32 protein-coding genes are annotated in these 24,592 nt (G+C 70.7%); 18 read left to right on the forward strand and 14 right to left on the reverse strand.

Annotation, left to right across the window (positions count from 1 at the left end):
• Positions 1 to 58: 58 nt before the first annotated feature.
• The gene (locus tag V1258_RS07535; RefSeq protein WP_329749050.1) at positions 59 to 1,747 is read right to left on the reverse strand and encodes a hypothetical protein; all 1,689 of its coding nucleotides are present in this window, start codon (positions 1,745 to 1,747) and stop codon (positions 59 to 61) included.
• Positions 1,732 to 2,499, reverse strand: coding sequence for an ABC transporter ATP-binding protein (locus V1258_RS07540; protein ID WP_329749051.1), 768 nt, complete (start codon positions 2,497 to 2,499; stop codon positions 1,732 to 1,734). The genes V1258_RS07535 and V1258_RS07540 overlap by 16 nt, the downstream gene beginning before the upstream one ends.
• A 128-nt stretch (positions 2,500 to 2,627) precedes the next feature.
• Between V1258_RS07540 and V1258_RS07545 the strand changes: the two genes are divergently transcribed.
• Positions 2,628 to 3,872: an AI-2E family transporter gene (locus V1258_RS07545; RefSeq protein ID WP_329749052.1), complete on the forward strand. Its 1,245-nt coding sequence runs from the start codon at positions 2,628 to 2,630 to the stop codon at positions 3,870 to 3,872.
• Between the two features lie 78 nt (positions 3,873 to 3,950).
• On the opposite strand, the gene greA is transcribed toward V1258_RS07545, so the two are convergent.
• A complete protein-coding gene (gene greA / locus V1258_RS07550) occupies positions 3,951 to 4,439 on the reverse strand; it encodes a transcription elongation factor GreA (RefSeq protein WP_329749053.1) in 489 nt (162 codons plus the stop codon).
• A 133-nt stretch (positions 4,440 to 4,572) separates the two neighbouring features.
• On the reverse strand, positions 4,573 to 4,965 hold the full coding sequence (locus tag V1258_RS07555; protein WP_329749054.1) for a DUF4307 domain-containing protein: 393 nt from the start codon (positions 4,963 to 4,965) through the stop codon (positions 4,573 to 4,575).
• A gap of 109 nt (positions 4,966 to 5,074) precedes the next feature.
• Here V1258_RS07555 and mca point away from each other — a divergent pair, with 109 nt between their 5' ends.
• A complete protein-coding gene (gene mca / locus V1258_RS07560) occupies positions 5,075 to 5,983 on the forward strand; it encodes a mycothiol conjugate amidase Mca (RefSeq protein ID WP_329749055.1) in 909 nt (302 codons plus the stop codon).
• Positions 5,980 to 6,369 carry a hypothetical protein gene (locus tag V1258_RS07565; RefSeq protein ID WP_329749056.1) on the forward strand — a complete coding sequence of 130 codons (390 nt, stop codon included), beginning with the start codon at positions 5,980 to 5,982 and terminating at the stop codon, positions 6,367 to 6,369. Before mca ends, V1258_RS07565 begins: the two co-directional genes overlap by 4 nt.
• Positions 6,370 to 6,378: 9 nt before the next feature.
• Here the strand turns inward: V1258_RS07565 and trhA are convergent, their stop codons facing one another.
• Positions 6,379 to 7,149 (reverse strand): PAQR family membrane homeostasis protein TrhA, encoded by a 771-nt coding sequence (gene trhA / locus V1258_RS07570; RefSeq protein ID WP_329749057.1) that lies wholly within the window; start codon positions 7,147 to 7,149, stop codon positions 6,379 to 6,381.
• A gap of 151 nt (positions 7,150 to 7,300) precedes the next feature.
• On the opposite strand from trhA, the gene V1258_RS07575 reads away from it, so the two are divergent.
• Entirely contained in the window at positions 7,301 to 8,059 is a 759-nt protein-coding gene (locus V1258_RS07575; protein ID WP_329749058.1) for an isoprenyl transferase, read from the forward strand.
• A 120-nt stretch (positions 8,060 to 8,179) separates the two neighbouring features.
• Positions 8,180 to 9,601: a PhoH family protein gene (locus V1258_RS07580; protein ID WP_329749059.1), complete on the forward strand. Its 1,422-nt coding sequence runs from the start codon at positions 8,180 to 8,182 to the stop codon at positions 9,599 to 9,601.
• Between the two features lie 16 nt (positions 9,602 to 9,617).
• On the opposite strand, the gene V1258_RS07585 is transcribed toward V1258_RS07580, so the two are convergent.
• The 4 genes from V1258_RS07585 to V1258_RS07600 all read right to left on the reverse strand — a co-directional run bounded on the left by V1258_RS07585 (position 9,618) and on the right by V1258_RS07600 (position 12,874).
• A complete protein-coding gene (locus tag V1258_RS07585) occupies positions 9,618 to 10,010 on the reverse strand; it encodes a helix-turn-helix domain-containing protein (protein WP_329749060.1) in 393 nt (130 codons plus the stop codon).
• Positions 9,991 to 10,368: a hypothetical protein gene (locus V1258_RS07590; protein WP_329749061.1), complete on the reverse strand. Its 378-nt coding sequence runs from the start codon at positions 10,366 to 10,368 to the stop codon at positions 9,991 to 9,993. The genes V1258_RS07585 and V1258_RS07590 overlap by 20 nt, the downstream gene beginning before the upstream one ends.
• 131 nt (positions 10,369 to 10,499) lie before the next feature.
• A complete protein-coding gene (locus V1258_RS07595; RefSeq protein WP_329749062.1) occupies positions 10,500 to 11,915 on the reverse strand; it encodes a class II fumarate hydratase in 1,416 nt (471 codons plus the stop codon).
• Positions 11,916 to 11,962: 47 nt separating this feature from the next.
• Positions 11,963 to 12,874, reverse strand: coding sequence for a carbohydrate kinase family protein (locus V1258_RS07600; RefSeq protein WP_329749063.1), 912 nt, complete (start codon positions 12,872 to 12,874; stop codon positions 11,963 to 11,965).
• A 53-nt stretch (positions 12,875 to 12,927) separates the two neighbouring features.
• On the opposite strand from V1258_RS07600, the gene V1258_RS07605 reads away from it, so the two are divergent.
• Positions 12,928 to 13,512 carry a DUF4245 domain-containing protein gene (locus V1258_RS07605; RefSeq protein WP_329749064.1) on the forward strand — a complete coding sequence of 195 codons (585 nt, stop codon included), beginning with the start codon at positions 12,928 to 12,930 and terminating at the stop codon, positions 13,510 to 13,512.
• Between the two features lie 19 nt (positions 13,513 to 13,531).
• On the opposite strand, the gene V1258_RS07610 is transcribed toward V1258_RS07605, so the two are convergent.
• Positions 13,532 to 13,804, reverse strand: a complete 273-nt coding sequence (locus V1258_RS07610; RefSeq protein ID WP_329749065.1) for an exodeoxyribonuclease VII small subunit — start codon at positions 13,802 to 13,804, stop codon at positions 13,532 to 13,534.
• Entirely contained in the window at positions 13,801 to 15,081 is a 1,281-nt protein-coding gene (xseA, locus tag V1258_RS07615; RefSeq protein WP_329749066.1) for an exodeoxyribonuclease VII large subunit, read from the reverse strand. Before xseA ends, V1258_RS07610 begins: the two co-directional genes overlap by 4 nt.
• Before the next feature lie 200 nt (positions 15,082 to 15,281).
• On the opposite strand from xseA, the gene V1258_RS07620 reads away from it, so the two are divergent.
• Complete coding sequence (locus tag V1258_RS07620) at positions 15,282 to 16,286, forward strand: 4-hydroxy-3-methylbut-2-enyl diphosphate reductase (protein ID WP_329749067.1); 1,005 nt, start codon at positions 15,282 to 15,284, stop codon at positions 16,284 to 16,286.
• Positions 16,287 to 16,350: 64 nt separating this feature from the next.
• On the opposite strand, the gene V1258_RS07625 is transcribed toward V1258_RS07620, so the two are convergent.
• Positions 16,351 to 17,538 (reverse strand): DNA recombination protein RmuC, encoded by a 1,188-nt coding sequence (locus tag V1258_RS07625; protein WP_329749068.1) that lies wholly within the window; start codon positions 17,536 to 17,538, stop codon positions 16,351 to 16,353.
• Between the two features lie 58 nt (positions 17,539 to 17,596).
• Positions 17,597 to 17,959, reverse strand: a complete 363-nt coding sequence (locus V1258_RS07630; RefSeq protein ID WP_329749069.1) for a winged helix-turn-helix transcriptional regulator — start codon at positions 17,957 to 17,959, stop codon at positions 17,597 to 17,599.
• Positions 17,960 to 18,099: 140 nt separating this feature from the next.
• Here V1258_RS07630 and V1258_RS07635 point away from each other — a divergent pair, with 140 nt between their 5' ends.
• From V1258_RS07635 to V1258_RS07680, 10 genes are all read left to right on the forward strand, one after another.
• Positions 18,100 to 18,750 carry an NAD(P)-dependent oxidoreductase gene (locus tag V1258_RS07635; RefSeq protein WP_329749070.1) on the forward strand — a complete coding sequence of 217 codons (651 nt, stop codon included), beginning with the start codon at positions 18,100 to 18,102 and terminating at the stop codon, positions 18,748 to 18,750.
• A 111-nt stretch (positions 18,751 to 18,861) separates the two neighbouring features.
• A complete protein-coding gene (gene ychF, locus V1258_RS07640; protein ID WP_329749071.1) occupies positions 18,862 to 19,947 on the forward strand; it encodes a redox-regulated ATPase YchF in 1,086 nt (361 codons plus the stop codon).
• A 107-nt stretch (positions 19,948 to 20,054) separates the two neighbouring features.
• Positions 20,055 to 20,261: a type II toxin-antitoxin system RelE/ParE family toxin gene (locus tag V1258_RS07645; protein ID WP_442878587.1), complete on the forward strand. Its 207-nt coding sequence runs from the start codon at positions 20,055 to 20,057 to the stop codon at positions 20,259 to 20,261.
• Positions 20,236 to 20,556 carry a HigA family addiction module antitoxin gene (locus tag V1258_RS07650; RefSeq protein ID WP_329749072.1) on the forward strand — a complete coding sequence of 107 codons (321 nt, stop codon included), beginning with the start codon at positions 20,236 to 20,238 and terminating at the stop codon, positions 20,554 to 20,556. Before V1258_RS07645 ends, V1258_RS07650 begins: the two co-directional genes overlap by 26 nt.
• Entirely contained in the window at positions 20,553 to 21,092 is a 540-nt protein-coding gene (locus V1258_RS07655) for a GNAT family N-acetyltransferase (protein WP_329749073.1), read from the forward strand. The genes V1258_RS07650 and V1258_RS07655 overlap by 4 nt, the downstream gene beginning before the upstream one ends.
• A 110-nt stretch (positions 21,093 to 21,202) precedes the next feature.
• On the forward strand, positions 21,203 to 21,643 hold the full coding sequence (locus V1258_RS07660; RefSeq protein WP_329749074.1) for a hypothetical protein: 441 nt from the start codon (positions 21,203 to 21,205) through the stop codon (positions 21,641 to 21,643).
• A gap of 280 nt (positions 21,644 to 21,923) precedes the next feature.
• Entirely contained in the window at positions 21,924 to 22,316 is a 393-nt protein-coding gene (locus tag V1258_RS07665) for a VOC family protein (protein ID WP_329749075.1), read from the forward strand.
• A 421-nt stretch (positions 22,317 to 22,737) separates the two neighbouring features.
• Positions 22,738 to 22,971 carry a FitA-like ribbon-helix-helix domain-containing protein gene (locus V1258_RS07670; RefSeq protein WP_329749076.1) on the forward strand — a complete coding sequence of 78 codons (234 nt, stop codon included), beginning with the start codon at positions 22,738 to 22,740 and terminating at the stop codon, positions 22,969 to 22,971.
• On the forward strand, positions 22,968 to 23,393 hold the full coding sequence (locus V1258_RS07675; protein ID WP_329749077.1) for a type II toxin-antitoxin system VapC family toxin: 426 nt from the start codon (positions 22,968 to 22,970) through the stop codon (positions 23,391 to 23,393). The genes V1258_RS07670 and V1258_RS07675 overlap by 4 nt, the downstream gene beginning before the upstream one ends.
• On the forward strand, positions 23,390 to 23,545 hold the full coding sequence (locus tag V1258_RS07680) for a hypothetical protein (RefSeq protein ID WP_329749078.1): 156 nt from the start codon (positions 23,390 to 23,392) through the stop codon (positions 23,543 to 23,545). Before V1258_RS07675 ends, V1258_RS07680 begins: the two co-directional genes overlap by 4 nt.
• Here V1258_RS07680 and V1258_RS15245 read toward each other — a convergent pair.
• Positions 23,528 to 23,674, reverse strand: coding sequence for a hypothetical protein (locus V1258_RS15245; protein WP_442878588.1), 147 nt, complete (start codon positions 23,672 to 23,674; stop codon positions 23,528 to 23,530). The two genes, V1258_RS07680 and V1258_RS15245, sit on opposite strands and share 18 nt — an antisense overlap.
• 352 nt (positions 23,675 to 24,026) lie before the next feature.
• Here V1258_RS15245 and V1258_RS07685 point away from each other — a divergent pair, with 352 nt between their 5' ends.
• Positions 24,027 to 24,587, forward strand: a complete 561-nt coding sequence (locus tag V1258_RS07685) for an AAA family ATPase (protein ID WP_329749079.1) — start codon at positions 24,027 to 24,029, stop codon at positions 24,585 to 24,587.
• The last annotated feature ends 5 nt before the right edge of the window (positions 24,588 to 24,592 follow it).

The raw sequence follows: 24,592 nt of genomic DNA on the forward strand, positions 1-24,592 counted from the left end.
GGGGCTTATCGTATGAATTTCGCCTTGTTTCGGGGGTTCTTCGCCCTTGCCCCCGCACCTAGATGTGGTCCCTGACCTTCTGGAAGAGGTCCGGGTAGCGCGCGTCCAGGCGCGCCGTCGCGAGGCGCATCCCGATCCAGAAGGCGAGGCCGCCGAGGATCAGCGACAGGGCGCCCGCGAGCAGCTGCAGCGGGAGGCTCCCGACGACGACGCCCCAGATGCCGACGCCGATCGTCGGCAGCTGCGGGATGAAGATCGCGACCATCGCGATGCCCATCGATAGCATGGCGTTGGCGCTCGAGGCGGACTTGTCCTTCATCGGGTTGGTGCCCGGCGCGGAGGACGGGTAGGGCATCAGCACCGAGATCAGCATCGACAGGCCCCAGGCTCCGAGCATCGTGCCGAACGAGGCCATCATCACCAGCGGGATCAGCGACGGCAGCCCGTACAGGAGCGGCAGCACGATCATCACCACCATCAGCGGCGGGACCATGATCAGCGCCATCGCCGCGACGCGGCCCAGGAGGTTCGCCCGCGCGGGCATCCCCGAGACGATCTGCACCCAGCCGGCGGGACCGTCGAAGCCCAGCTCGTTCGAGAGGCTGATGCCGCTGAGCCCGGCCATGAACACGGCCATGCCCATCATCATCGGGCGGGACTCGGGGAGCATCAGCCCCATCGCCGCGAGGAACACCACGATCAGCGGGTAGATGCCGATCGCCGCGAGATAGCGGGTGTCGCGCCGCCAGTAGCGCAGGGCGCGGCCCATCGAGGCGCCGAAGGGGCCGGCGGGGACGAAGCGCGGCACCAGCGAGGTGACCTTCGTGCTCCCCGAGGAGGCATCTCCGGTGAGCGCCGAGGTGAGCGACATGTCGATGGAGCGGCGCCACCACAGCCAGGTCAGCACGATCGCCGCCGCGCCGATCACTGCGCGCAGCAGTCCGGTCAGCCAGCGGCCCTCGGCGAGGTCCATCGGCACCGCGAACAGTGCGCCGAAGGGCGTCCAGGTGAATCCCTCGATCACGCGGGGCAGCCAGCGCATGAGCATCGCGCCGTCGATATCGCCGATCCGCTGCGCCCCCAGGGAGAAGCCGTAGATCGCCGCGAACATGACCATCATCCCGATCACCCCGCCGATCTCCCGGCCGGAGCGGGAGCTGGAGCGGGCCGCGGAGTGCGCGAACCAGGCGCGGGGCAGCAGCAGGCAGAGGACGAAGCCCGCGAGGTTCGCGGGCAGCAGGGCGATCAGCCCGGTGGCGATGCCGACGGCCCCGGGGCCGTAGAGCACCAGCCACAGCGCCTCGAAGACCGTGGCGATGAGCAGGGCGGCGAGGGTGAACAGGCTGGGGATCGACAGCACGGCGGCCGCGAGCATGCCCGGCTGCAGCTCCTTCGCGGAGCGCGGGTAGACCGCGAAGGCGCGCGGGTCGAGGGTGTCATCGAGCCCGAAGGCGAACACCGGGATCAGGAACCACAGCAGCACGGTGAGCACGCCCAGGCCGCGCGCGATCATCGGGAAGAGGGAGCCCTCGCCGGAGAGCACCGTGGTGCTGAGGAAGAGGAAGACCAGCAGACCGAGGCCGCCGAGGGCGTACAGCACGCCGATCGAGACGCCGACGATCTTGCCGACGTTCTTGCGGTACGACCGCTTCCACAGCGTCCACTTCAAGCGCAGGGACAGCCGGATCAGGTCGCGCGCGGGGACGGTGCCGTGCTCGACGGCGTCAGGGGTCAGGACTGCAGCCACGCCAGGCTCCCCTCCGCGACCTCGCCGCCGCCGACCAGGTCGATGAACGTCTGCACGAGGCTGCCGCCGCGACGGACCTCGTCGAGGGTGCCCGCGGCACGCAGCTCGCCGCCGGCGATGATCGCGACGTGCGAGCAGAGGCCCTCCACCAGCTCCATCACGTGGCTCGAGAGCACGACCGTGCCGCCGCCCGCGACGTAGGAGGTGAGCACCGTGCGGATCACCTGGGCGGAGACCGGGTCGACGGCCTCGAGCGGCTCGTCGAGGACCAGCAGCCGCGGGGCGTGCAGCAGGGCGCAGGCGAGCAGGATCTTCTTGGTCATGCCCGCGGAGTAGTCGACGACCAGCTTGCCGTCCTCCCCGGCGAGGTCGAAGGCCGCGAGCAGGGAGTCCGTGCGCTCCTCGACGATCGCGGGCTCCATGCCGCGGATCAGGCCCACGTAGGTCAGCAGCTCCCGGCCGGTCAGGCGGTCGAAGGTGCGCAGACCGTCGGCCAGCACCCCGAGATGAGCCTTCGCCCTCTCGGGCTCCGCCCACATGTCCACGCCGAGCACCTCAGCGGTGCCGTCGTCCGGGCGCAGCAGTCCCGTCGCCATCGACAGCGTGGTGGTCTTGCCGGCGCCGTTGGGTCCGACGATGCCGTAGAAGGAGCCGCGCGGGACGTCCAGGGAAATCCCGTGGACCACCTCCGTGCCGCCGAAGGACTTGCGCAGGCCGCGCAGGGAGAAGGCGGGGGCTGGATCGCTGTGCATGGGGTCACGCTATCGGCGGGGGAGAGGGCCCCGCACCGTCGCTCGGCCAGCGCGGGGGCGACCTTCGTCGGACCCTAGCGCCCCGTAGAGTGTGCGGGTGGCCGCACCGGCCCGGAGGAGGGAAGACGATGTCGAAGCTGCGCCCGAGCGAGAGGCGACCCGCGATCGCCCAGGAGGTCGCCGAGATCCCCATCGGCATCCGTCGGCTGTCGGCATGGTCCTGGCGGCTGCTGGTGATCGTCGCGGCCGGCGCGCTGCTGATGTGGGGCCTGATCCAGGTCTCGGGCCTGATGATCCCCGTGCTCATCGCGATCCTGCTCGCCGTGATGCTGACCCCCGTGGTCAAGGCGCTCACGCGCTACACCTTCCTCGGCCGGGGCGCCGCGAGCGGGGTGGCGCTGCTGGGCCTGCTGCTCGTCATCGCGGGCATGTTCACCCTCGCCGGACGGCAGTTGATCGCGCAGTGGGGCTCCATCCAGACCCAGGCGATCGCCGGCTTCCAGGCGGTCATGAACTGGGTGACCACGACCTTCAACATCGGCAACTCGACGATCGAAGCCGCGATCGACGAGGGCCTCGCCCAGCTGCAGCAGAACGCCGACCAGCTGGTGAACTCGGCGCTGTCCACGGCCGCCGTGCTCGGCAACCTCGCCACCGGCATCATCGTCACCCTGTTCACCCTGTTCTTCCTGCTCTCGAGCGGGTCGACGGTGTGGCGCTGGGTGGTCGGCCTGCTGCCGCCCGAAGCGCGCGTGCCCACCCATGAGGCGGTGCGCCGCGGTTGGAAAGCCCTCTCGGCGTACGTCCGCACCCAGATCCTGGTCGCCGCGGTCGATGCGACCGGCATTGCGATCGGCATGCTCGGCCTCGGCCTCGGCTCCTACGCCGTCCCGATCTGGCTGCTGGTCTTCATGTTCTCCTTCATCCCGCTGGTCGGCGCGGTGATCTCCGGAGCGATCGCCGTGCTCCTCGTGCTCGTGCTGAACAGCTGGGTCGGCGCGCTGATCATGCTCGCCGTGGTGCTCGCCGTGCAGCAGCTCGAGGGCAACGTCCTCCAGCCCTTCCTCATGGGCAAGGCCGTCGAGCTGCACCCGCTCGCCGTCTTCCTCGGCGTCGCGGGCGGCGCGATGGTGGCCGGCATCCCCGGTGCCCTCTTCGCCATCCCGCTGATCGCCTTCGTCAACGCCACCCTGCTGCACGTCGTCGGCCGCGATCCCAGCCCCGAGCTGGGCGTGGACAAGGCCGCCGCCGCGCACTTCGAGGCGCTGCGCCGCGGCCGGGTCACCGCCGCCGAACAGGACCCCCGCCCCGAGAACCCGGTGCGCCGCGCGACCCAGGCCGTCGTGCAGAAGGCCACCGGCTCCGACGCCTGAGCGTCGGGAACCGGTGGCCTCCGGAAGCGGGGGATCCGACCGGACCGCCTCCCCGGGCGGTCCGGTCGGATCGGGGGATCAGGGCACGTAGGGCGTGGCGGCCTTGATCTCGATCGGCAGGGACTTGCCGTTCGGCGCGGTGTAGTCGACGGAGTCGCCGACCTTCGAGCCGTGGATCGCGGACCCCAGCGGCGAGTCGCTCGAGAAGACCTCGAGATCGGTCCCCTCGGCGATCTCGCGGTTGCCCAGCAGGAAGGTGCGCTCCTTGCCGGCCATGGTGATCGTGACGACCATGCCGGGCTCGACCACGCCGTCGTCCTTCGGGGCCTCTCCCACCACGGCGTCCTTGAGCAGGCGCTTGAGGTCCGTGATGCGGGCCTCGTTCATGCCCTGCTCCTCGCGGGCCGCGTGGTAGCCGCCGTTCTCCTTGAGGTCGCCCTCGTCCCGGGCCGCGGCGATGCGCTCGGCGATCTCGGTGCGACGGGGCCCCTCGAGCTCGGCGAGCTCCTTGACGAGGCGGTCGTAGGCATCCTGGGTGAGCCAGGCGCCATTCGGCTGGCTGCTCATGGGTTCACTCCTTGTCAGTGGTCCCTCGGGCGCCGGGGCGGAAACGCCCCTGACGCGAAGAACGGGGCACATGTGCTCATGCGCCCCGTGGTCGGGTGATGATGACCGGTCCGGAAACCGGTATCGGAGCATCCTACACCGGATCGCATCCGATGACCTCGGCGGACACGGCGCTGCCCTGCGTCGAGATCTCGACGGTGTGCGAGGTGGTGCGCTCCGTCTGCGCCTGGATCCGCACCTCCACGAAGCCCACCTGGGCGCGTCCCTCGTTGAGGGCCTGCACTTGGCAGTCCGCCGCGGTGCCCGGAGGCATCGTCACCGCGAAGGTGGCCTCGAGGCGATCGTCGGCGAGGTGCTCGTAGGAGACGAGGTCGTAGCGCACCGGGGTGCGCGAGATCCACGTTCCCACCACGATCACGCCGAGGACGAAGAGCACGGCCGTGACGGCGCCCAGGATCCGGGCCGTGCGCCGGGAGACCAGCGGGGCGCCGTAGCGATCGGTCGGGCGGGAGGGGACGGAGCTCATGGCGTCCAGTCTCCCAGACCCTGCCCGGGACTCCGCTCGGGACCGTGGCGTACGATCGGGCGCTGGCGAGTCCCGTGCCCGGGCCCCGCCCCGGACCCTGAGGAGAGACGTGAGCGTCCAGCTGCCCGCCCCCGACGAGACCCTGCGTCTGGTCGCCGTCCACGCCCATCCGGACGACGAGTCCTCCAAGGGCGCCGGCTCGACCGCGCGCTACGCCCGCGAGGGCGTCCAGGTCACGGTCATCACCTGCACCGGCGGCGAGCGCGGCGACATCCTCAACCCGCGGCTGCAGGGTGACGAGGAGATCGCCCGCGACCTCCCCGCGGTGCGTCGACGGGAGATGGCGCGCGCGCAGGAGATCCTGGGCGTGGACCACGAGTGGCTCGGCTTCGTCGACTCGGGCCTGCCCGAGGGGGATCCGCTGCCCCCGCTGCCCGAGGGCAGCTTCGCGGCGCTCCCCGTCGAGGAGGCCGCCCGACCTCTCGTCGAGGCGCTGCGCCGGCTCCGCCCGCACGTGATGACCACGTACGACGAGAACGGCGGCTACCCGCATCCGGACCACATCCAGGTCCACCGCATCAGCCTCGCCGCCTTCGACCTCGCCGCCGATCCGGACTACGCCCCGGAGCTCGGCGAGCCGTGGGAGGTCGCGAAGCTCTACTACATCAATGGGTTCAACCGGCAGCGGTTCTCGGCGATCAACCGGCATCTGATCTCCCAGGGCATCCGCCAGGAGTCCCTCGAGCAGATGCTGGCGCGCTACGACGAGAGCCGGGACCGGCTGCTCACGACCAGGGTGGACGTGCGCGACTACCTCACCGTGCGGGACGAGGCGCTGCGCGCCCATGCCACGCAGGTCGACCCGGAGGGCCTGTTCTTCCAGGTGCCGCACGAGGTGGAGACGGTGGCCTGGGGCACCGACGACTACGAGCTGCACATCTCCCGCATCGGGGTGCGCCTGCCCGAGGATGATCTGTTCGCGGGACTCCGCCACGAGACGCTGGAGGCCCGCCCGTGACCGGTGCAGAGACGCTGCTCGTTCTCGGCGAGGTGCTCGCCGCCCCCTCCGACGGCGGGGAGATGAACTCCGTGACCGTCTCGCCGGGACTGCCCGGGTTCTTCGCGGCCTTCGTCCTCGCGGTGGTCGTGGTGCTCCTGGCCGTGGACCTCTCGCGGCGGACGCGCCGCATCCAGGCGCGGGCGCGCGTCGAGGAGCGAATGCGGGAAGAGCAGGAGCAGGAGCGGGCCGCGGCGGAGCGGGGCCCGTCGGCGGAGGTGAGCTCGTCGGCGGAGGAGACGGAGCCCCGGGCCGAGGAGCCCGCGGCGGAGCGGAGCCCGTCGGCGGAGGCGCTGGAGCGCGGGGCCGAGGAGCCCCCGTCGGCTCCGGAGGATCCGCAGCGCTGAGGCGAGCCCTCAGATCACGGCCACCGCAACCGCTGCGAAGTGGCAGCCGAAGCCGGCGATCGTGCCGGCGTGGAAGATCTCGTGGAAGCCGAACCAGGCGAAGGACGGGTTCGGCCGCTTGAGCCCGTAGACCACGGCGCCCGCCGTGTAGGCGACGCCGCCCGCCGCCAGCAGGATCACCACGGGCCAGCCGCCCGACGCGTGCAGCTCGGGCATGTAGAAGACCGCGACCCAGCCGAGCGCGATGTACGCCGGCACGTACAGCCAGCGCGGCGCTCCGGTCCAGAAGATCCGGAAGCACACGCCCACGAGGGCGCCGCCCCACGCGATTGCGAGCAGGGTCAGCGCCTGGCGGGGCTCGAGCAGCGCGGCGGCGATCGGCGTGTAGGTGCCGGCGATGATCAGGAAGATGTTCGCGTGGTCGAAGCGGCGCAGCATGATCGCGCGCCGCGGCGACCAGGTGCCGCGATGGTAGACGGCGCTGATCCCGAACAGCAGGCTCGCGGTGAGCACGAAGACCGCGCAGGCCAGCCGGATCGTCAGCGTGTCCCCGAGCGCGACGAGGACCAGGCCGATCACGAGGGTGGTCGGGAAGGCGATCAGGTGGAGCATGCCGCGGAGCCGGGGCTTCGGCGGCTGCAGCCCGAGAGTGCGCGCCCGGGCCGCCATCGCGCGGGTGAAGGTGCGCGGGGCGAAGGGGTGGGTGTCGGCCGTGGGCAGGTCCTCGTCGACCGCGGGGGCCGGGGCCGTGGGGGCCGAGGGGTCGATGCCGGTGTTCATGACGGAAGCGTAACCTACGGACCCGTAACCGCAGGGGGCCCCGGGCTGTGCGCATCCCGTGAGGATTCGGCGAGCGCCGCGGCGAACTGCCCGCCCAGGCGCCCGCGTCGTCGATAATGGGCGGGTGCGACGTCGGGGAGCGGAGGTGGCGATGGCCGAGCACGGACTGCTCCACACGATCTACGAGCGGCGCCTGATGCGCGAGCTCGAGGCGTTCTCGCTGCCGCAGCATCTCGGGATCATCGTCGACGGCAACCGCCGCTGGGCGAAGGCCGCCGGCGCCACCACCGAGCAGGGCCATCGCGTGGGGGCCGCGAAGATCGTCGAGTTCCTGTCCTGGTGCGAGGCCCTGGAGATCCCGCTCGTCACCGTGTGGATGCTCTCGACCGACAACCTCCGCCGCCCGCCCGAGGAGCTCGAGGCGCTCTACGCCATCATCGCGGACACGGTCCAGCAGATCACCGCCGCCGGCCACTGCGTGCGCCTCACGGGCAACGCCGACGCCCTGCCCGAACGGATCCGGGAGCACCTCGAGGAGCTGCGCGGTGCGGCGAGCGTCGACTCCCGCCTCACCGTCAACGTCGCGATCGGCTACGGCGGCCGCGAGGAGATCGTCGACGCGGTGCGGGAGCTGGTCCGCGACCTCGGCTCCGCCGGGCTCGGGGCCGACGAGATCGCGGACGCCATCAGTGTCGGCTCCATCGCGGAGCACCTCTACACCCGCGGCCAGCCCGACCCCGACCTCATCATCCGCACCTCCGGGGAGCAGCGCCTCTCCGGCTTCCTGCTCTGGCAGTCCGTGCACTCCGAGTTCTGGTTCTGCGAGACCTACTGGCCGGGATTCCGTCGCATCGACCTGCTGCGCGCATTGCGCGAGTTCTGCCGTCGGGAGCGGCGTTTCGGGGCCTGAGCCCAGGACCTCCCAGATGACAATTCGGTGAACGTCCCCGCGCCGCGCGGTGTGACGCGCCCGACATCGCGTGCGCGGGGGGCTAAGGTCCAGTCATCCGCGCAATTCGGGGAGGCTCCGATGGATCAGATCATCACCACCAGCACCGATCTGGACAGGGGGGTGATCGGCGCGGCCAACCGGGACGGCTCGCCGGTGGTGCCCTCGTTACGCCCCGGCAGCGCCCAGCAGGTGCTCGACGGCGTCGAGACCGGCGTGATCACCTACGTGCTGGACACCTCCGTGCTGCTCTCGGACCCGCTCTCGCTGCACCGCTTCGCCGAGCACGACATCGTGCTGCCGATCGTGGTCGTCACCGAGCTCGAGGCCAAGCGTCACCATCCCGACCTCGGCTACTTCGCCCGCCAGGCGCTGCGCATCCTCGACGACCTGCGCGAGCTGCACGGCAACCTCTCGGTGCCGCTGCCGATCGGCAAGGACGGCGGGCACGTCCACGTCGAGCTGAACCACATGAACACCTCCTCGCTGCCGGACGGCTTCCGCCTCGGGGACAATGACACCCGCATCCTCGCGGTCGCCAAGAACCTCCAGCTCGAGGGCAAGCATGTCGTGCTCGTCTCGAAGGATCTGCCGATGCGGATCAAGGCCTCCGCCTCCGGCATCCACGCCGAGGAGTATCGCGCCGAGCTCGCCCGCGACCGCGGCTACATCGGCATGGTCACCGCCGCCGTCGACGAGCAGACGATGACCGACCTCTACGACGGGCAGGTCGTCGACATCCCCGAGGTCGCGCACCAGCCGGTCCACACGGGGCTCACGATCACCAGCCCCCGCGGCTCGGCGCTCGGCCGCATCACCCGCGACAAGCAGGTGCGGCTCGTCCAGGGCGATCAGACCGTGTTCGGCGTCGCCGGCCGCTCCGCCGAGCAGCGCGTGGCGATCGACCTGCTGCAGGACGAGTCGATCGGCATCGTCTCCCTCGGCGGCCGCGCCGGCACGGGCAAGAGCGCCCTGGCCCTCTGCGCCGGCCTCGAGGCCGTGCTCGAGCGCCGCACCCAGCGCAAGATCATGGTGTTCCGGCCGCTGTTCGCCGTGGGCGGGCAGGAGCTCGGCTATCTCCCCGGCGACCAGTCCGAGAAGATGGGCCCCTGGGGACAGGCCGTCTTCGACACGCTCGGCTCGATGGTCTCCCAGAACGTGATCGACGAGGTGCTCTCCCGCGGCATGCTCGAGGTCCTCCCGCTGACCCACATCCGCGGCCGCTCCCTCCACGACGCCTTCGTGATCGTCGACGAGGCGCAGTCCCTCGAGCGGAACGTCCTGCTGACGATGCTCTCCCGCATCGGCCAGAACTCCCGAGTCGTCCTCACCCACGACGTCGCCCAGCGCGACAACCTGCGCATCGGCCGCTACGACGGGATCGCGAGCGTCGTCGAGGCGCTCAAGGAGAAGGACCTCTTCGCCCACATCACCCTGCAGCGCTCCGAGCGGTCCAAGGTGGCGGAGCTGGTCACCCACGTCCTGGACGAGCCGATCCCCTGAGCCGGGTGGTGGCGGCTCAGCAGTCCACGGGAGTGTCGGGCCAGGGCTCGCCGGCGTCGAGCTCATCGCGCCAGGCGCGCAGACGGGCGCGGGCCTCGGACAGTGCCCGCTCCTTCTCGTCCAGCGCCAGATCGAGATCGTCGAGCGCTGAGCGGGCTGCCGCGATCCGCTCCCGCACCGTGGAGGTCCCGCTCTTCGCGTCCAGCAGCCTGCGCACATGGTCGAGGGAGAAGCCGACCGCTCGCAGCGCGGAGATCACCTGCAGCTGATCCAGGGCGGCGGGGTCGTAGCGACGCGCGCCGCCGGCAGTGCGCCGAGGTGGCGGCAGCAGCCCCTCGCGCTCGTAGAAGCGCAGGGCGTCCGGGCTGAGCCCGCTGCGACGCGAGACCTCACCGATGGGCAGCGACATACCAGGAGTACAGCACGAGGCAGACGGCCACGACCGCCGCACGCACCAGATGATGGCTGAGATGGAACTCCCCGATCGTCCGCCCCCACAGCAGCGGCGCCGCACAGATCAGCACTCCGCTGAGCACGGCCAGGCCGATCAGCGCCCCGCGAGGACCCGGCTCCGACACCCGGACCGGGATCGCGGCGAGGACCACCACGGCGACGCTCAGCAGCGCCGCCGCAGCGTAGGCGACGGCCGGCACGCCGAGGGCGACAGCGCTCAGGCCGCCGTCGGCAGCGGACTGCCGCAGGGCGACGAGGGCGAGGAGCTGGGACACGGCGAGGAGTGCGAAGGGCGCGAGCAGGAGGATCCACATGCCGCCCAGTCCAGACCATGGAGTGCACTCCAGGTCAAGGGTCCGACACCATGGGCTCGACGCTCTCGAGGAGCCGGATCCTCGCCGGGTCGCCGTCCAGCGGTGGAGCGGAACGACGACCCGTGCACCGATCAGGCCCTCGGCGCGGTCATCGACAGCACATCCAGCGCGCTGTCGAGCTGCTCCTCGGTCAGCTCGCCGCGCTCGACGAAGCCCAGCGCGATCACGGCCTCGCGCACGGAGATCCGCTCGGCGACGGCGTGCTTGGCGATCTTCGCCGCCGACTCGTAGCCGATCAGCTTGTTCAGCGGGGTGACGATCGACGGGGAGGCCTCCGCGTAGAAGCGGGCCTTCTCCTCGTTGGCGACCAGACCGTCCACCGTCTTGTCGGCTAGCACGGTGGAGGCGTTGGCGAGCAGGCGGATCGACTCCAGCAGGCTCGTGCCCATCAGCGGGATCTGCACGTTGAGCTCGAAGGCGCCCTGCGCGCCGCCCCAGGCGATCGCGGCGTCGTTCCCGACGATCTTCGCGCACACCATCAGCACGGCCTCGGGGATGACGGGGTTGACCTTGCCGGGCATGATCGAGGAACCGGGCTGGAGGTCCGGGATCGCGATCTCGCCGAGGCCGGTGTTCGGGCCCGAGCCCATCCAGCGCAGGTCGTTGCAGATCTTGGTGACGGAGACGGCGATGGTGCGCAGCGCGCCGGACATCTCGACCAGGCCGTCGCGCGCGGACTGCGCCTCGAAGTGGTTGCGGGCCTCGGTGAGCGGCAGCGAGGTCTGCTCGGCGAGGTTCGCGATGACCTTCTGCGGGAAGCCGAGCGGGGTGTTGATGCCGGTGCCGACGGCGGTGCCGCCCTGGGGGACCTCCGCGGTGCGGGGCAGGGCCGCCTCGACCCGCTCGATGCCGTAGCGGACCGCGGCCGCGTAGCCGCCGAACTCCTGGCCGAGGGTGACCGGGGTGGCGTCCATGAGGTGGGTGCGGCCTGACTTGACGACGTCCTTCCACGCCTCGGCCTTGGCCTCGAGGGACTCGGCGAGGTGGGCGAGCGCGGGCAGCAGGTGCTCGACGACGCCCGCGGTGACGGCCACGTGCACCGAGGTGGGGAAGACGTCGTTGCTGGACTGCGAGCAGTTGACGTGATCGTTCGGGTGCACCTCGAGGTCGCCGCGCGAGGCGAGGGTCGCGAGCACCTCGTTCATGTTCATGTTCGAGCTGGTGCCGGAACCGGTCTGGTAGGTGTCGACCGGGAACTGGTCGTCGTGGGCGCCGGAGATGACCTCGTCGGCCGCGGCGACGATCGCGTCGGCGATCGCGCCGTCGAGGACGCCGAGCTCCTTGTTGGCGCGGGCCGCGGCCTTCTTCACCTGGGCGAGGGCGTGGATGTGCGCGGGCTCGAGGCCCTGCCCGGAGATCGGGAAGTTCTCGACGGCGCGCTGGGTCTGTGCGCGGTACAGGGCGGACGCGGGGACGCGCACCTCACCCATGGTGTCGTGCTCGATGCGGTACTCGTCCTGCGCGGCGGCGGGCGTGGTCGGGGTCATCAGGTTCCTCCCTCGGGGGTGAGCGGTCTGGTCGTCGGGTCGCCGGATCAGGCGAGCTCGTGGCTCCACGGCGGGTTCGCTCCCGCGCGCGAGACGGTGATGGCGGCGAGCGCGGCGGCGCGGCGCAGCACGGTCGCGAGGTCGTCCGACGGGATGGCTGAGAGCGCCTCGCGCCCCGAGGCGCCGAGGAGCCCCTTCGCGGCGAGCGCGTCGAGGATCCCGGCGGAGAACGTGTCGCCGGCGCCGACGGTGTCGACGGCCTCGACGACGACGGGCGCGACCTGCACGCGGCCGCTGCGGGCGAAGCCGACGGCGCCCTCGCCGCCGCGGGTGATCACGGCGAGGCGCGGGCCGAGGTCGAGCCAGGACGCGACGACGTCCTCGATGTCCTCGGTGCCGTACAGCCACGCGACGTCCTCGTCGGACGCCTTGACGACGTCGGAGAGCCGCAGGTTCTCCTCGATCCGGGCGCGGACTCCCTCCGGGGAGCCCATGAGGCTCGGCCGGGCGTTCGGGTCGTAGCTGATGGTCGCGGTCTCGCGGGCGGCGGTCAGCACCTGCCGGACGGTCGCGGCGCCGGGGTCGAGGACCGCCGCGATCGACGAGGTGTGGACCGCGTCGACGGCCGACGGGGCGCCCGTGGGGTCCGGGGCCCAGGTCAGGTCGAAGACGTAGGTCGCGGCGCCGGTCGCATCGAGGGTTGCCTCGGCGGTCGAGGTCGGCTCCGCGGTCGAGCTCGCCGGGGTGAGCTGCACGCGGGACTGCTCGAGGTGGGCGCGGATCGCGTCGCCGCGGGCGTCGGCGCCGATACGGGTCAGGAGATGGGAGGTGTGGCCGAGGCGCCCGAGGGCGACGGCGACGTTCAGGGGGGAGCCGCCGGGGTGCTCGCGGCGCGTGCCGTCGGCAGAGACGACGATGTCCGTGAGGGCTTCTCCGACGGTGAGGAAGGTGGAAGTCACCCCCGGATCATGTCAGGTTTCGCCGGACGAGGCGACACGGCGACAATGGGTCCATGCAGGAACCGCCCGAAGCCCCCCAGAAGTCCCACTATGAGCTGCCGTCCCGGAAGAACACGGTGCTGCGCAACATGGTGTGGGCGCTGCTGCTCACCATGGGTGTCGTGGTGATCATCGGGATCGCCTTCTTCGGCGTGGGGGACAGCGGCGACCGTCAGGTGCTCGAGAACTCGGAGCTGGACGTCGCCGCGAGTGCCGAGCGTGCGCAGGACGCCGCGGACTTCCCCGTCGCCGCCCCGGAGATGGGGGAGGAGTGGGCGGAGCGCGATGCCCGCTTCACCGGGGGCGAGGTGCCGAGCTGGCGGGTGCAGTACACCGCTCCCTCCGGGCATCTGGTGACCCTCACCGAGGAGGCGGAGCTGAGCCCGACGCTGGTCTCCGCCGCCGTGCCGGGCGCCGTGGTGGAGGCGGAGCTGGAGATCGCCGGCGCCTCCTGCCAGCAGCTCACGGGGGAGCAGGACGGCAGCGACGTCCGGGCCCTGGCCTGCGAGGGGGAGGGCTTCGGCCTCGTGGTGCACGGCGACGTGGAGGATGCGGAGCTGCGCGCGCTGATGGACGCCGCCCTCGCCGACGTCGCCTGAGCGGGGCTGCCGGCTGACGTCACTCCGCCGCGGAGGCTCCCTCCCCGCCGCGGCGTGCCGCCACGGCCTCGTCGAGACGCTCGCGGGCGCCGTCGAGCCACTGCTGGCAGCGGCGGGCGAGCATCTCGCCCCGCTCCCACAGCGCGATCGAGTCCTCGAGCCCGCCCTGCCCGGACTCGAGCCGCCGCACGACCTCGACGAGCTGGTCGCGGGCGGCCTCGTAGGACAGCGCCGCGACGTCCTCGGGCATGGGGGCGGTTTCGGCGGGGGACGTCTCGGGGTTCTGGCTCATGGCTGCTCCTTCGGGGCGGCGGGCGGGGTGTAGGGGTCTGTCTCGGTGCGCTCCACGCCGAAGCGGCCTCCCGCCACACGGACGGAGAGGGCGTCGCCGACGGTCGAGTCCTCGGGACGGCGCAGGATCGTGCCATCGGGCGCCTGGACCACGGCGTAGCCGCGCTCGAGGGTCGCGAGCGGGCTGAGCGAGCGCACCCGCGCGCCGAGGTGGCCGACCTCGTCGCGGGCGCGGTCGAGGCGGGAGCCGATGAGGGTGCGGGCGAGGGCGATGCGGGAGCGGATCTCGTCCTCGCGGCCCGCGAGGATGCTCGAGGGATTCTCGAGCACGGGCCGCGAGCGCATCGCGTCGAGCCCGGACTGCTCCCGCTCGATCCGGGCGCGGATCGCGGCGCGCAGCCGGGTGCGGCCGAGTTCCAGCTGCTCGACCTCGGCGACGATGTCGGGTACCACGCGCTTGGCGGCGTCGGTGGGGGTCGAGGCGCGGACGTCCGCCGCGAGGTCGATCAGCGGGGTGTCCACCTCGTGGCCGATCGCGGAGACGATCGGCGTGCGGGCCGCGGCGACCAGGCGCACCAGCTGCTCGTCGGAGAAGGGGAGCAGGTCCTCGAGGGAGCCGCCGCCGCGGGAGATGATGATGACGTCGACCGTCTCGTCGGCGTCGAGCTCCTTCAGTGCGGCGGAGACCTCCTTGACAGCCTTCGCGCCCTGCACGGCGACCTCGCGGATCTCGAAGCGCACGGCGGGCCAGCGGCGGCGGGCGTTGACGACGACGTCGCGCTCCGCGGCGGACTCGCGCCCGCAGATCAGACCGATGGTCTGCGGCAGGAACGGCAGCGGCTGCTTGCGGCCGGCCTCGAACAGCCCCTCGGCGGAGAGGGTCCGCTTGAGCTGCTCGAGCCGGGCGAGCAGCTCGCCGAGGCCGACGGGCCGGATCTCGTCGGCCTCCAGCTGGAGGGTGCCGCGCTTGGTCCAGAAGGAGGGCTTCGCGTGGATGACCACGCGGGCGCCGGCGACCGGCTCGACCGGGAGAGCGCGCAGCACGTGCTCCCGCACGGGGACGGAGAAGGACATGTCCACGTCGATGTCCCGCAGGGTCATGAAGGCCAGACCCGAGCCGGGACGGCGGTTCAGCTGCACGATCTCGCCCTCGACCCACAGCGGCGACATGCGGGCGACGTACTCCCCGACCTTCACCGACAGCTGGCGCAGCGGCCACGGGTTCTCCGGGGTGGTCTGCGCGGCGGTCGCGGCGAGGGGCGGGGGCTGCTCGGTCATGGGCACCACTGTGCCACCCGCGACCCACACGCCGGCGTCGCGACGGGTGCCGATGTGGACGGAGGGGGTGTGGGGAGGATCGACCCGAAGCACGCTCCGAGCAGGGGAGACGTGCCCGTCGGGCGGGGCCGGTGTGGAGGGTTGGTGAGTCTCGCCCCACCGCCTCCCTGCCCGGGGTGCGGGTCTCCTACGATGGCGGGGTGAACAGCGGAACCGTCCTCCTTGCCGAGCCCCGCGGCTACTGCGCGGGCGTCGATCGAGCCGTCGTCGCCGTCGAGCGCGCGCTCGAGCACTACGACGAGACCGTGTACGTGCGCCACGAGATCGTGCACAACAAGTTCGTGGTGGACCGGCTCAAGGAGAAGGGCGCCGTGTTCGTCGAGGAGGTCGACGAGGTGCCAGAAGGCTCGCTCGTGATCTTCTCCGCGCACGGCATCTCCCCGAAGGTCCGCGAGATGGCGGAGCAGCGGAACCTGCGCACCATCGACGCGACCTGCCCGCTGGTCACCAAGGTCCACAAGGAGGCGGTGCGCTTCGCCCGCCAGGACTACGACATCCTGCTGGTGGGCCACGAGGGCCACGAGGAGGTCGAGGGCACCGCCGGCGAGGCACCTGAGCACGTGCAGATCGTCAACGGGCCCGAGGACGTCCACAAGGTCACGGTCCGCGACCCGGAGAAGGTCGTCTGGCTCTCGCAGACCACCCTCAGCGTCGACGAGACGATGGAGACGGTGGACCGGCTCAAGGAGCGTTTCCCGACCTTGCAGGCCCCGCCGAGCGATGACATCTGCTACGCCACCCAGAACCGCCAGGTCGCGATCAAGAAGATCGCCCCGGATGCGGATCTCGTGCTCGTGGTCGGCTCCCCGAACTCCTCGAACTCGGTGCGCCTGATGGAGGTCGCGCTCGAGGCCGGAGCCCGGTCCTCGCACCGCATCGACAGCGTCTCCGAGCTGCGGGACGAGTGGTTCGAAGGCGTCGGCACCGTGGGCGTCACCTCCGGCGCCTCCGTTCCCGATGTGCTGGTGCAGGAGCTGCTGGCCGAGCTCGCCGAGCGCGGCTACGGCGACGTGAAGCCGGTCCGCACCGCGACCGAGGACCTCATGTTCTCCCTGCCGCGCGAGCTGCGCCAGGAGATGAAGGCCTCGGGCGAGACCGACCGTCGCACCAAGCCCTCGGGAGATCGCGCGACCGCCGAGTCCTGACCGGGCTGCCGTTGCGCCGTTCTTCGGCGCGACCGCACGCCGCTCACCGGTCACGCGCAGCGGCTCAGCCGGCCGAGCGGCCCCGTCGGCCGAGTTCCGAGCGGCGCGGATCCGCGAGACCCGCGATCTCGCCGTCCTCGAGCGTGCGCGCGCGGCGCGTGAGCTGCTCGACCTCGTCGACGGCGGTGCCCGCGAGACCGAGGTCCTCGAACCGTCGCGCGGTGACCAGCACCCTGGACTGCAGTGACCCGACCGCCTCGTTGAACGCCGCGACTGAGGAGTCCAGCGACCGCCCCACCTTCCCCAGATGTCCCGTGAACACGCCGAGTCGATGGTGCAGCTCGCGGCCCGCCTCGAGCACCTCGCGGGCGTCGCGGTTGAGGGACTCGGTGCGCCAGGTGTGCGCGACCGTGCGCAGCAGCGCCATGAGCGTCGCGGGGGAGGCGATCACCACGTCCCGGGCGAAGGCGTGCTCGAGCAGGTCCGGGGCGGTTTCGAGGGCCGCGGCGAGCACCCCGTCGCTCGGCACGAACAGGACCGTGAACTCGGGGGTGTCCCCGAGCGCCTTCCAGTAGGCCTTCGCCGAAATCTGGTCCACGTGGTGGCGCAGCGCCCGGGCGTGGGCGGTGCGGCGGGTGCGGGCGCGGCTCGGATCCTGCTCCTCGATCGCGTCGAGATAGGCGTCCATCGGCGCCTTCGCATCGACGACCAGGGTGCGCTCGCCGGCGAGGCGCACCACCAGGTCCGGGCGCTGTCCCTTCTCCCCGTCAGCCCGCGCACCGGCCGCCTGCTCGGAGAAGTCGACGTGCTCGAGCATCCCGGCGGCCTCGACGATCCGCCGGAGCTGCACCTCGCCCCAGCGCCCGCGCGCGGTCGGCGCCCGCAGCGCCGAGGTCAGCGCCGCGGTGCCGTTCTCGAGCGACTGCGCCCGACGGCCCAGCTCGCCGAGATGCGCGCGCAGCGCCCCCTCCGCCTCGACCCGGGCCGCCTCGGAGCGCGCGAGGGAGCGCTCGAGATGGGCGAGCGTCGCGGTGATCGGGGCGAGGGTCCGCTGCAGCTCGGCCTCACGCTCCTCCTCCGCGGCATCGCGGCGGGCCGCGTCGCGCTCGTGGCGCTCGTCGGCCAGACGCAGCAGCTGCGTGGAGGCGTCCCCCTGGCTGCGCGCGCGCTCCCGCATCACCAGCCAGGTCGCAACAGCGCCGAGGAGTGCGCCCAGCACGATCCCCACCAGCAGCATCTGTGTTCCGCTCATGCCGACAGCACATCACGGAGGTCCGACGGACGAGGGGCACCACGCCCGGGGCAGGCCATCAGCGCTGTGCGGCGAGCTCCCGGGAGGTGTGGACCTCGCCCATGTGCTCGCTCGCCCAGGCCACGAGTGCACCGAGCGGCTCGAGCAGGGAGCGGCCGAGCTCGGTGAGCTCGTACTCGACCCGCGGAGGGATCTCGGGGTGCGCGGTGCGCAGCACCAGCCCGTCCGCCTCGAGCGCGCGGAGGGTCTGGGTGAGCATCTTCTGGCTCACGCCGTCGACCCGGCGGGCGAGCTGGGAGAAGCGCTGCGGGCCGTCCTCGAGGGCGCCGATGACCAGCACCGTCCAGCGGTCACCGATGCGGTCCAGCAGCTGCCTGGAGGGGCAGTCGTGGACGTAGGGGTCATAGGCGAGAGAGGACATGAGGGGCTCCTGGGGTGGTTACCGGAAAGTGCGTACTTCCCTGCGGAGAGAAGGTTACCTACAGTGAGCGTCGAGGTCCATGACAGAAGTCGCGGACGTTTCGTCGAATCGGCACCAGGAGTGCCGGGAAGTAGAGCCCCATGGCTCGCATTGTCGTCCTCGGAGGGACCGGCTACGCCGGCACCGGCATCGTCACGGAGGCCGCGCAGCGCGGCCACGACGTCCTCTCCGTCTCCCGCACCGCCCCGGCGGAGCTCCCCGCCGGCGCCGCGCACCGCGCGGGGGACCTGCGGGACGAGGCGCTGCTCGCCGAGGTTCTCGAGGGAGCCGACGTCGTCATCGCCGCCTCAGCCCCGCGCGGTGAGCTCGCCGAGCCCGGCGTCCTGCGCGGCATCTACGCCACCGTCGCCCGCCTCGCGGGCGAGAAGGGCGCGCGCTTCGGCGTCGTCGGCGGGGCCGGCTCGACGCTCGTCGCCGAGGGCGGTCCGCGGGTGCAGGACACCCCCGACTTCCCCGACGCCTTCAAGGCCGAGGCGAACGAGCTCACCGCCGTGCTCGAGGACCTCCGGGCCGACGAGACCGGGCTCGACTGGTTCTTCGTCAGCCCCGCGGGCGGCTTCGGCGCCTACGCCCCCGGCGAGCGCACCGGCGCATACCGGACCAGCGACGACGTGCTCCTCGTCGACGCCGACGGCAACTCGGCCCTCTCCGCCGAGGACCTCGGCGTCGCGATCGTCGACGAGATCCAGCAGCCCGCGCATCGCCGCGCCCGCTTCCACGTCGCCTACTGAGCCCTCCGGCTCCGCGCTCCGGGGCCGACGGTGTGAGGTGCGCCCGCCGGGCGCCCCGACCGTCGGCCCCGACCTGCGCCACGGGCCGTGCGCGCCGTAGGATCGGGCACCGTGGCTCTCACTATCGGAATCGTCGGACTGCCCAACGTCGGCAAGTCCACCCTGTTCAACGCCCTGACTCGCGCCGAGGTGCTCGCCGCGAACTACCCGTTCGCGACCATCGACCCCAACGTCGGCGTGGTGCCCCTGCCCGACCCGCGGCTCGCGCAGCTCGCGGGCATCTTCGGCAGCGAGAAGCTGGTCCCCGCGACCGTCTCCTTCGTGGACATCGCCGGGATCGTCAAGGGCGCGAGCGAGGGCGAGGGCCTCGGCAACAAGTTCCTCGCCAGTATCCGCGAGGCCGACGCCATCTGCCAGGTCACCCGCGCCTTCGCCGACCCCGACGTGACCCGCGTCGAGGGCTCGAAGGACGCCGCGGGCGACATGGAGACCATCACCACCGAGCTGATCCTCGCCGATCTCCAGACCATCGAGAACTCGATGCAGCGCCTGGAGAAGGAGACCAAGCGCGGCCTGCTGGACGCCGCCGTGCTCGAGAACGTCCTCAAGGCGAAGTCCCTGCTTGAGACCGGGAAGACCCTCTACCAGGGGGCGAAGGACGCCGGCATCGACGTCACCCAGCTGCGCGAGCTGCAGCTCATGACCGCCAAGCCCTTCATCTACGTCTTCAACACCGACGAGGACGGCCTCGCCGACACCGCCATGCAGCAGCAGCTGCGCGACCTCGTCGCTCCCGCCGAAGCGATCTTCCTCGACGCGAAGTTCGAGTCCGAGCTCATCGAGCTCGACGCGGAGGAGGCCGCGGAGATGCTCGAGAGCACCGGCCAGGAGGAGTCGGGCCTGGATCAGCTGGCCCGCGTCGGCTTCGACACCCTGGGGCTGCAGACCTACCTCACCGCCGGCCCCAAGGAGTCCCGCGCCTGGACGATCCCCAAGGGCGCGACCGCCCCGCAGGCCGCCGGCGTGATCCACACCGACTTCGAGCGCGGCTTCATCAAGGCCGAGATCGTCTCCTTCGACCAGCTGATGGAGGCCGGCTCCATGGCCGAGGCGAAAGCCAAGGGGTGGGTCCGCATGGAGGGCAAGGAGTACGTCATGCGCGACGGCGACGTGGTGGAGTTCCGGTTTAACGTCTAGCGTTATTGACGGACTCCGTCATCGACTGGTCTCGTGATTAGTCGTTCGGCAGCAAGGACACCGAGCGCATCTGGCATGAGCAGTACGTCAAGCGCGTCGATCGAACAGTGCAACGGGCGACGCTGCGGAAGCTCGAGTTGATCAATGCAGCGAAGGAAGTCGAGGACCTCCGGGTCCCGCCGGGGAACCGCTTGGAGCGGCTCGTCGGTGACCGACGTGGTCAGCACAGCATCCGCGTGAATGCGCAATGGCGTGTTTGCTTCGTCTGGAGAAACGGAGGTGCAGAAGATGTCGAACTCGTCGACTACCACTGAGGCCGACCTGATCGAGCCGATCCACCCGGGGGATATCCAGATGGAGGACTTCATCGAGGGCTTCGGGATCACGCAGAACAAGCTCGCCGTGTCCATCGGGGTGCCGCCGCGGCGGATCAACGAGATCGTGCACGGCAAGCGGGGGATCACCGCTGATACGGCGATCCGGCTGGCGCGCTACTTCGGCACGTCCGAGGAGTTCTGGATGAACCTGCAGTCGAACTACGCGCTGCGGCTCGAGCGTCGCGTGCTGCGTGACAAGGTTGCGGCGATCACCCCGCTGCAGGTCGCGTGAGCACTGTGCTGTCAGTGTGGCTGCGTCGACTGCGGGGTACGGATGCTCCGGCTGTGCTCGCGGCGTTCACCTCGAATACGGACATGGCGCGGCAGGGCGAGGTGACCACCCTCGCCGCCGCGGAGGCCTACGTGAACCGCCTGATCGCGGACGACTCGCCGCACGAGGCCTGGGCACTGGTCGAATGCGACGAGGTGATCGGTCTCGTCTGCGTCACCGTCGACGAGGCGAACCGCAGTGGCTGGTTCTGGTACTGGATGACGTCGTCAGCGCGAGGTCGTGGCTGGATGAGTCGGTCTGCGGCGACCATCGCGGACTGGGCGCTGACAGAACGCGGGCTGGATCGTCTCGAGCTTGGGCATCGCGTCAACAATCCGGCCTCGGGTGCTGTGGCCATGAGGGCAGGGTTCGTCCCGGAAGGTACCGAGCGGGAGAAGTTCCTGGTGGACGGCGAGAGGATCGATGTCGATACCTACGGGCGATTGCGATCAGACCCGGCTCCGCGCTTCGTTCCCGTCGCGATGCTCTCGGAGTGACGGTGAACCCGCAGGTGGTTCTCCGTGACGTAACCCGGTGGAGTTCCGATTCAGCGTCTGACATCTTGACGGACGGCGGTGCGTGAGTGATCCCCGGGCGATCGAGGCGGATGCAGCTGCGTCTCGCCAGGAAGCACTGGGCGATCGTCGCTGCCACGGCGGCGCTGGCGGTCGGCGGGTGCGCGATGCCCTGGTCCTGGGGCATCTGGGGCGTGTTCGTTGCCTGTGCTGCTCTGACGTCGGTGGGTTCGACGGCGCCTGCTCTGCTGCTTCTGCCGCGGTCCGCGGTGACGCCGATGCTGGTCGCGCAGGTGGCGTCGTGTGCGGTGTGGTTCATGCTCATCGGATGGGGGCTGGTCCTGCTGCTGGACCCGGCGTACACCGTCGGCTGGGTGTTCCCAGGGAAAAGCGGCGTCGGCGCGCGTGTGGTGGACGAGGATGATGCATGGTGGATCGGCTGGCTGATCCTCGGTCTGGGGCTCTTCTGCACGGTGACGGTCATCGCCGTCGAGATCATTCCTCGCCTCCGCCGTGCGCTGCGGGAGTCGTGACCTCGAGAGCGTCGCGGTCCGGGGTGGGCTGTCCGCGGTGCCCGCGGGCCGCCCACCCGACGCGGTGGTTTCTCTCCAGAGGCTGCTCCGTGCCGGAACTTGGTGGAGTTTCGTTCTGCCGTATCGCCTCCGGTTGCGCGTGGTGTCATGCGCTTCCGCTGCGTTTGGTCACCGCGTTGCTGCCCTTGTCCATGTCCTCCCGGGTTCGCTCCTGACGGTGGACAGCTGGATGACGACCCTGCGAGCCGATCCGCGAGACGCGTAGCCATACGATTGAGCGGTGACGACTCCTATACGCCGCGAGATCGGCCAAGTCTTCATCCCTGTGCGGGACATCCACCGCTCTGCCGGCTGGTACGGCAGGCTGCTCGGTGCGGAGGTGTCCCTGCCTTCGCATGACGACACGATCGTCGACGTCCCGATGGAATCGGGTCCCGGCCTTGCTCTGGACGCGAACGCGCCGTTCACGCCGGACGGTCCGCCACGCTTCTTCTGGTGGGCCGATGACCTCGGCGCAGTCGTGGCGCATTTGCGCGATCTCGGGGCCGAACTCGCCTCGGACGTCGTCGACATCGGGAGCGTGGCCTTCGTCCAGTTCCGGGATCCTGACGGGAACCTGCTCATGGTGTGCGCTCGAACGGAGGGCGACGAGTCCGCTCACACCGTTGTCTGACCGCCGGTGCGCGAAGGCGCGGCTCATCAGCGCTGGCCCGCACAACGACAGTGGCGGAGGAGATTGCTCGATGTCGGAATGGGGTGGAAGCACCTCTCGGTTGGTAGGTAGATCAGTCCACCTACCAACCCGGGGGTGCTCGATGTTTGTGCATCGTGGATGCGGATGAGTGCCGCACGTAGGCTGCGACGAGATGGCCGAACGCGGTCCACGAGGTGTGCGCTCGCACAGGTTGCTCCATACCGGAACTCGGTGGAGTTCCGGTTCAACGTGTGACCAGCGCTCTCGATGGTTGATCCGAGCATCGCCCCGGTTGCCTCGCCATGAGGGGACCGGCGCGGCGTCACATGGGAGTGCCTTCGCCTGGTGCGGCTGCTCATTGCACCGCTATCGTGAGTGATATCAGAGGAGGTGGTTGCCGATGTCATCCATCATCGTTCGCGGTCTGGATGAGGCCGTGAAACAGCAACTCGCCGCGCAGGCGAAGGAGCACGGCCGGTCGATGGAAGCCGAGGTGCGCGCCATCCTGACCAAGGCTGCGCGCAGGCCGCACATAGGAATCGCTCTGCTAGCTGCCGCGCAGGATGTCGGGGGCGTCGAAGATCTGCCGATCCCTGAGCGCGACGACGTCGCACGTGCGGTGGACTTCGAGTGATCATTCTCGACACGAACGTGATCTCGGAGATCTTTCGACCGTCGCCTGAGCCACGCGTGGTGGGCTGGCTCGAGTCCCTGGAGGGTGACGTCGCGATCACGTCCGTCACGCTCGCGGAACTGTTGGCCGGAATGCGACGGTTGCCGGATGGTCGGCGCAAGGATGAGCTGACCAGGCGCATCGGCGCCGCGCTCGAACCGTATCGGGGTGGCCGTGCTGTGCTTCCGTTCGATGACGCAGCTGCCGACCGCTACGCCGATGTGCTCGTGGCTCGAGACCGTGCGGGAGCGCCGATCAGCACCGCCGACGCTCAGATTGCCGCGATCTGCCTGACGCACGGAGCGATCTGCGCTACGCGCAATGTGAAGGACTTCCAGCACACCGGCGTGGAGCTGGTGGATCCGTGGAAGGTTGATGCGTGAAGCATCATTCGATTGAGATCCTCGCCCAGCAGGAACTCCCTGAGGCAGATCTGGTTGCCCTTCGAGAGTTCTTCGACAGCGAATATCTTGAGGATCTCGAAGAGTGGGATACGCAGCAGCCCTACGGCTATGCGTTACATGATCTCCGCTGACGCGCGAGGGATGCGTCTCGGGGGTGAGCTCATGGGGTGCGCAGAGCAGTCGATGCGGAAGCCGAGCCGGTCCCGGTAGAACGCCGCGGCGAGCTCGACGTCGGAGACCGGCAGCACCGATGTGCTCACGAGTGCCGCGGGCGCTCTCTGCGCCGACAGACCGCCGACGGGAGCGGCGGAGTCCGCGCTCGCTGGCAGCTCGTCCCAGCTGGAGTGCCCTGCCTTGAGGGCGATGATCTCCTGGGCCTCGTGGGGGCAGGGCCAGCGCGTCGCGGTCGGACAGTGTGCGAGGGCGCTCGAGCTTCCGGATGCGTCCGCCGATCGAATGGTTGCCCGCGCGATGCCGGCGGAGCAGCAGCTTCGCCTGCTTCCTGTAGGTGTCGATGGTGGGCAGGGCGCTCCCTCTTCCGAAGAGACGTCGGTGGGACTTGCCCTGTCGGCTCTGGCGCCGTTTCGCGTCGGTCGGCGTACGCTTCACCGGGTGAGTTCCGCAGAGGTGAGTGCACATCCCCGGGTTCCACCGAGCGGCCGCCTCGTCGTGCTCGCCGGTCTCCCGGGTGTCGGCAAGACGAGCGTCGCGGGGAGCCTCGCGGCGCGGACGGCCTCGGTCCACCTCTCCATCGACGCGGTCGAGGACGCAATCCTCGCCTGTGGACTGCCGCCGGGGTGGGAGGTCGGCGTCGCGGCCTACGAGGCGACGCGTGCGATGGTCGAGCTGAACCTCCGGATCGGCCACGATGTCGTCGTCGATGCCGTGAACGACAGCGACGAGGCGCGGCAGACCTGGCGTGCCGCCGCGGCGCGGACCGGTGCGGAGATCGAGTTCGTGCACCTGAAGATCTCGGACGCGCAGGAGCATCGTCGACGGCTTCGGGGCAGGGACCGGGGCCTCGCGCACGTGGGGGAGCCGAGCTGGGAGGACGTGCAGCGCCGACGCGCTGACTATGCCGCGTGGACCGATGCCGTCGTGGAGGTCGACACCGGCGAACGGACGGCCGACGAGGTCGCGGATCTGCTCAGGGCGCGGTTCGGCATGCGGTGATGCAG

This window comes from Brachybacterium sp. J153 (assembly GCF_036311905.1).
In the GTDB taxonomy this organism is placed as follows: Bacteria; Actinomycetota; Actinomycetes; order Actinomycetales; family Dermabacteraceae; genus Brachybacterium.

Excerpts from the sequence above, each read along its gene's own strand:
- V1258_RS07540 (WP_329749051.1), bottom strand. The coding sequence starts at position 2,499 with ATGCACAGCGATCCAGCCCCCGCCTTCTCCCTGCGCGGCCTGCGCAAG.
- V1258_RS07545 (WP_329749052.1), top strand. The coding sequence starts at position 2,628 with ATGTCGAAGCTGCGCCCGAGCGAGAGGCGACCCGCGATCGCCCAGGAG.
- greA (WP_329749053.1), bottom strand. The coding sequence starts at position 4,439 with ATGAGCAGCCAGCCGAATGGCGCCTGGCTCACCCAGGATGCCTACGAC.
- V1258_RS07555 (WP_329749054.1), bottom strand. The coding sequence starts at position 4,965 with ATGAGCTCCGTCCCCTCCCGCCCGACCGATCGCTACGGCGCCCCGCTG.
- trhA (WP_329749057.1), bottom strand. The coding sequence starts at position 7,149 with ATGAACACCGGCATCGACCCCTCGGCCCCCACGGCCCCGGCCCCCGCG.
- V1258_RS07575 (WP_329749058.1), top strand. The coding sequence starts at position 7,301 with ATGGCCGAGCACGGACTGCTCCACACGATCTACGAGCGGCGCCTGATG.
- V1258_RS07580 (WP_329749059.1), top strand. The coding sequence starts at position 8,180 with ATGGATCAGATCATCACCACCAGCACCGATCTGGACAGGGGGGTGATC.
- V1258_RS07585 (WP_329749060.1), bottom strand. The coding sequence starts at position 10,010 with ATGTCGCTGCCCATCGGTGAGGTCTCGCGTCGCAGCGGGCTCAGCCCG.
- V1258_RS07590 (WP_329749061.1), bottom strand. The coding sequence starts at position 10,368 with ATGTGGATCCTCCTGCTCGCGCCCTTCGCACTCCTCGCCGTGTCCCAG.
- V1258_RS07595 (WP_329749062.1), bottom strand. The coding sequence starts at position 11,915 with ATGACCCCGACCACGCCCGCCGCCGCGCAGGACGAGTACCGCATCGAG.
- V1258_RS07605 (WP_329749064.1), top strand. The coding sequence starts at position 12,928 with ATGCAGGAACCGCCCGAAGCCCCCCAGAAGTCCCACTATGAGCTGCCG.
- V1258_RS07610 (WP_329749065.1), bottom strand. The coding sequence starts at position 13,804 with ATGAGCCAGAACCCCGAGACGTCCCCCGCCGAAACCGCCCCCATGCCC.
- xseA (WP_329749066.1), bottom strand. The coding sequence starts at position 15,081 with ATGACCGAGCAGCCCCCGCCCCTCGCCGCGACCGCCGCGCAGACCACC.
- V1258_RS07625 (WP_329749068.1), bottom strand. The coding sequence starts at position 17,538 with ATGAGCGGAACACAGATGCTGCTGGTGGGGATCGTGCTGGGCGCACTC.
- V1258_RS07630 (WP_329749069.1), bottom strand. The coding sequence starts at position 17,959 with ATGTCCTCTCTCGCCTATGACCCCTACGTCCACGACTGCCCCTCCAGG.
- V1258_RS07635 (WP_329749070.1), top strand. The coding sequence starts at position 18,100 with ATGGCTCGCATTGTCGTCCTCGGAGGGACCGGCTACGCCGGCACCGGC.
- V1258_RS07650 (WP_329749072.1), top strand. The coding sequence starts at position 20,236 with ATGTCGAACTCGTCGACTACCACTGAGGCCGACCTGATCGAGCCGATC.
- V1258_RS07660 (WP_329749074.1), top strand. The coding sequence starts at position 21,203 with ATGCAGCTGCGTCTCGCCAGGAAGCACTGGGCGATCGTCGCTGCCACG.
- V1258_RS07670 (WP_329749076.1), top strand. The coding sequence starts at position 22,738 with ATGTCATCCATCATCGTTCGCGGTCTGGATGAGGCCGTGAAACAGCAA.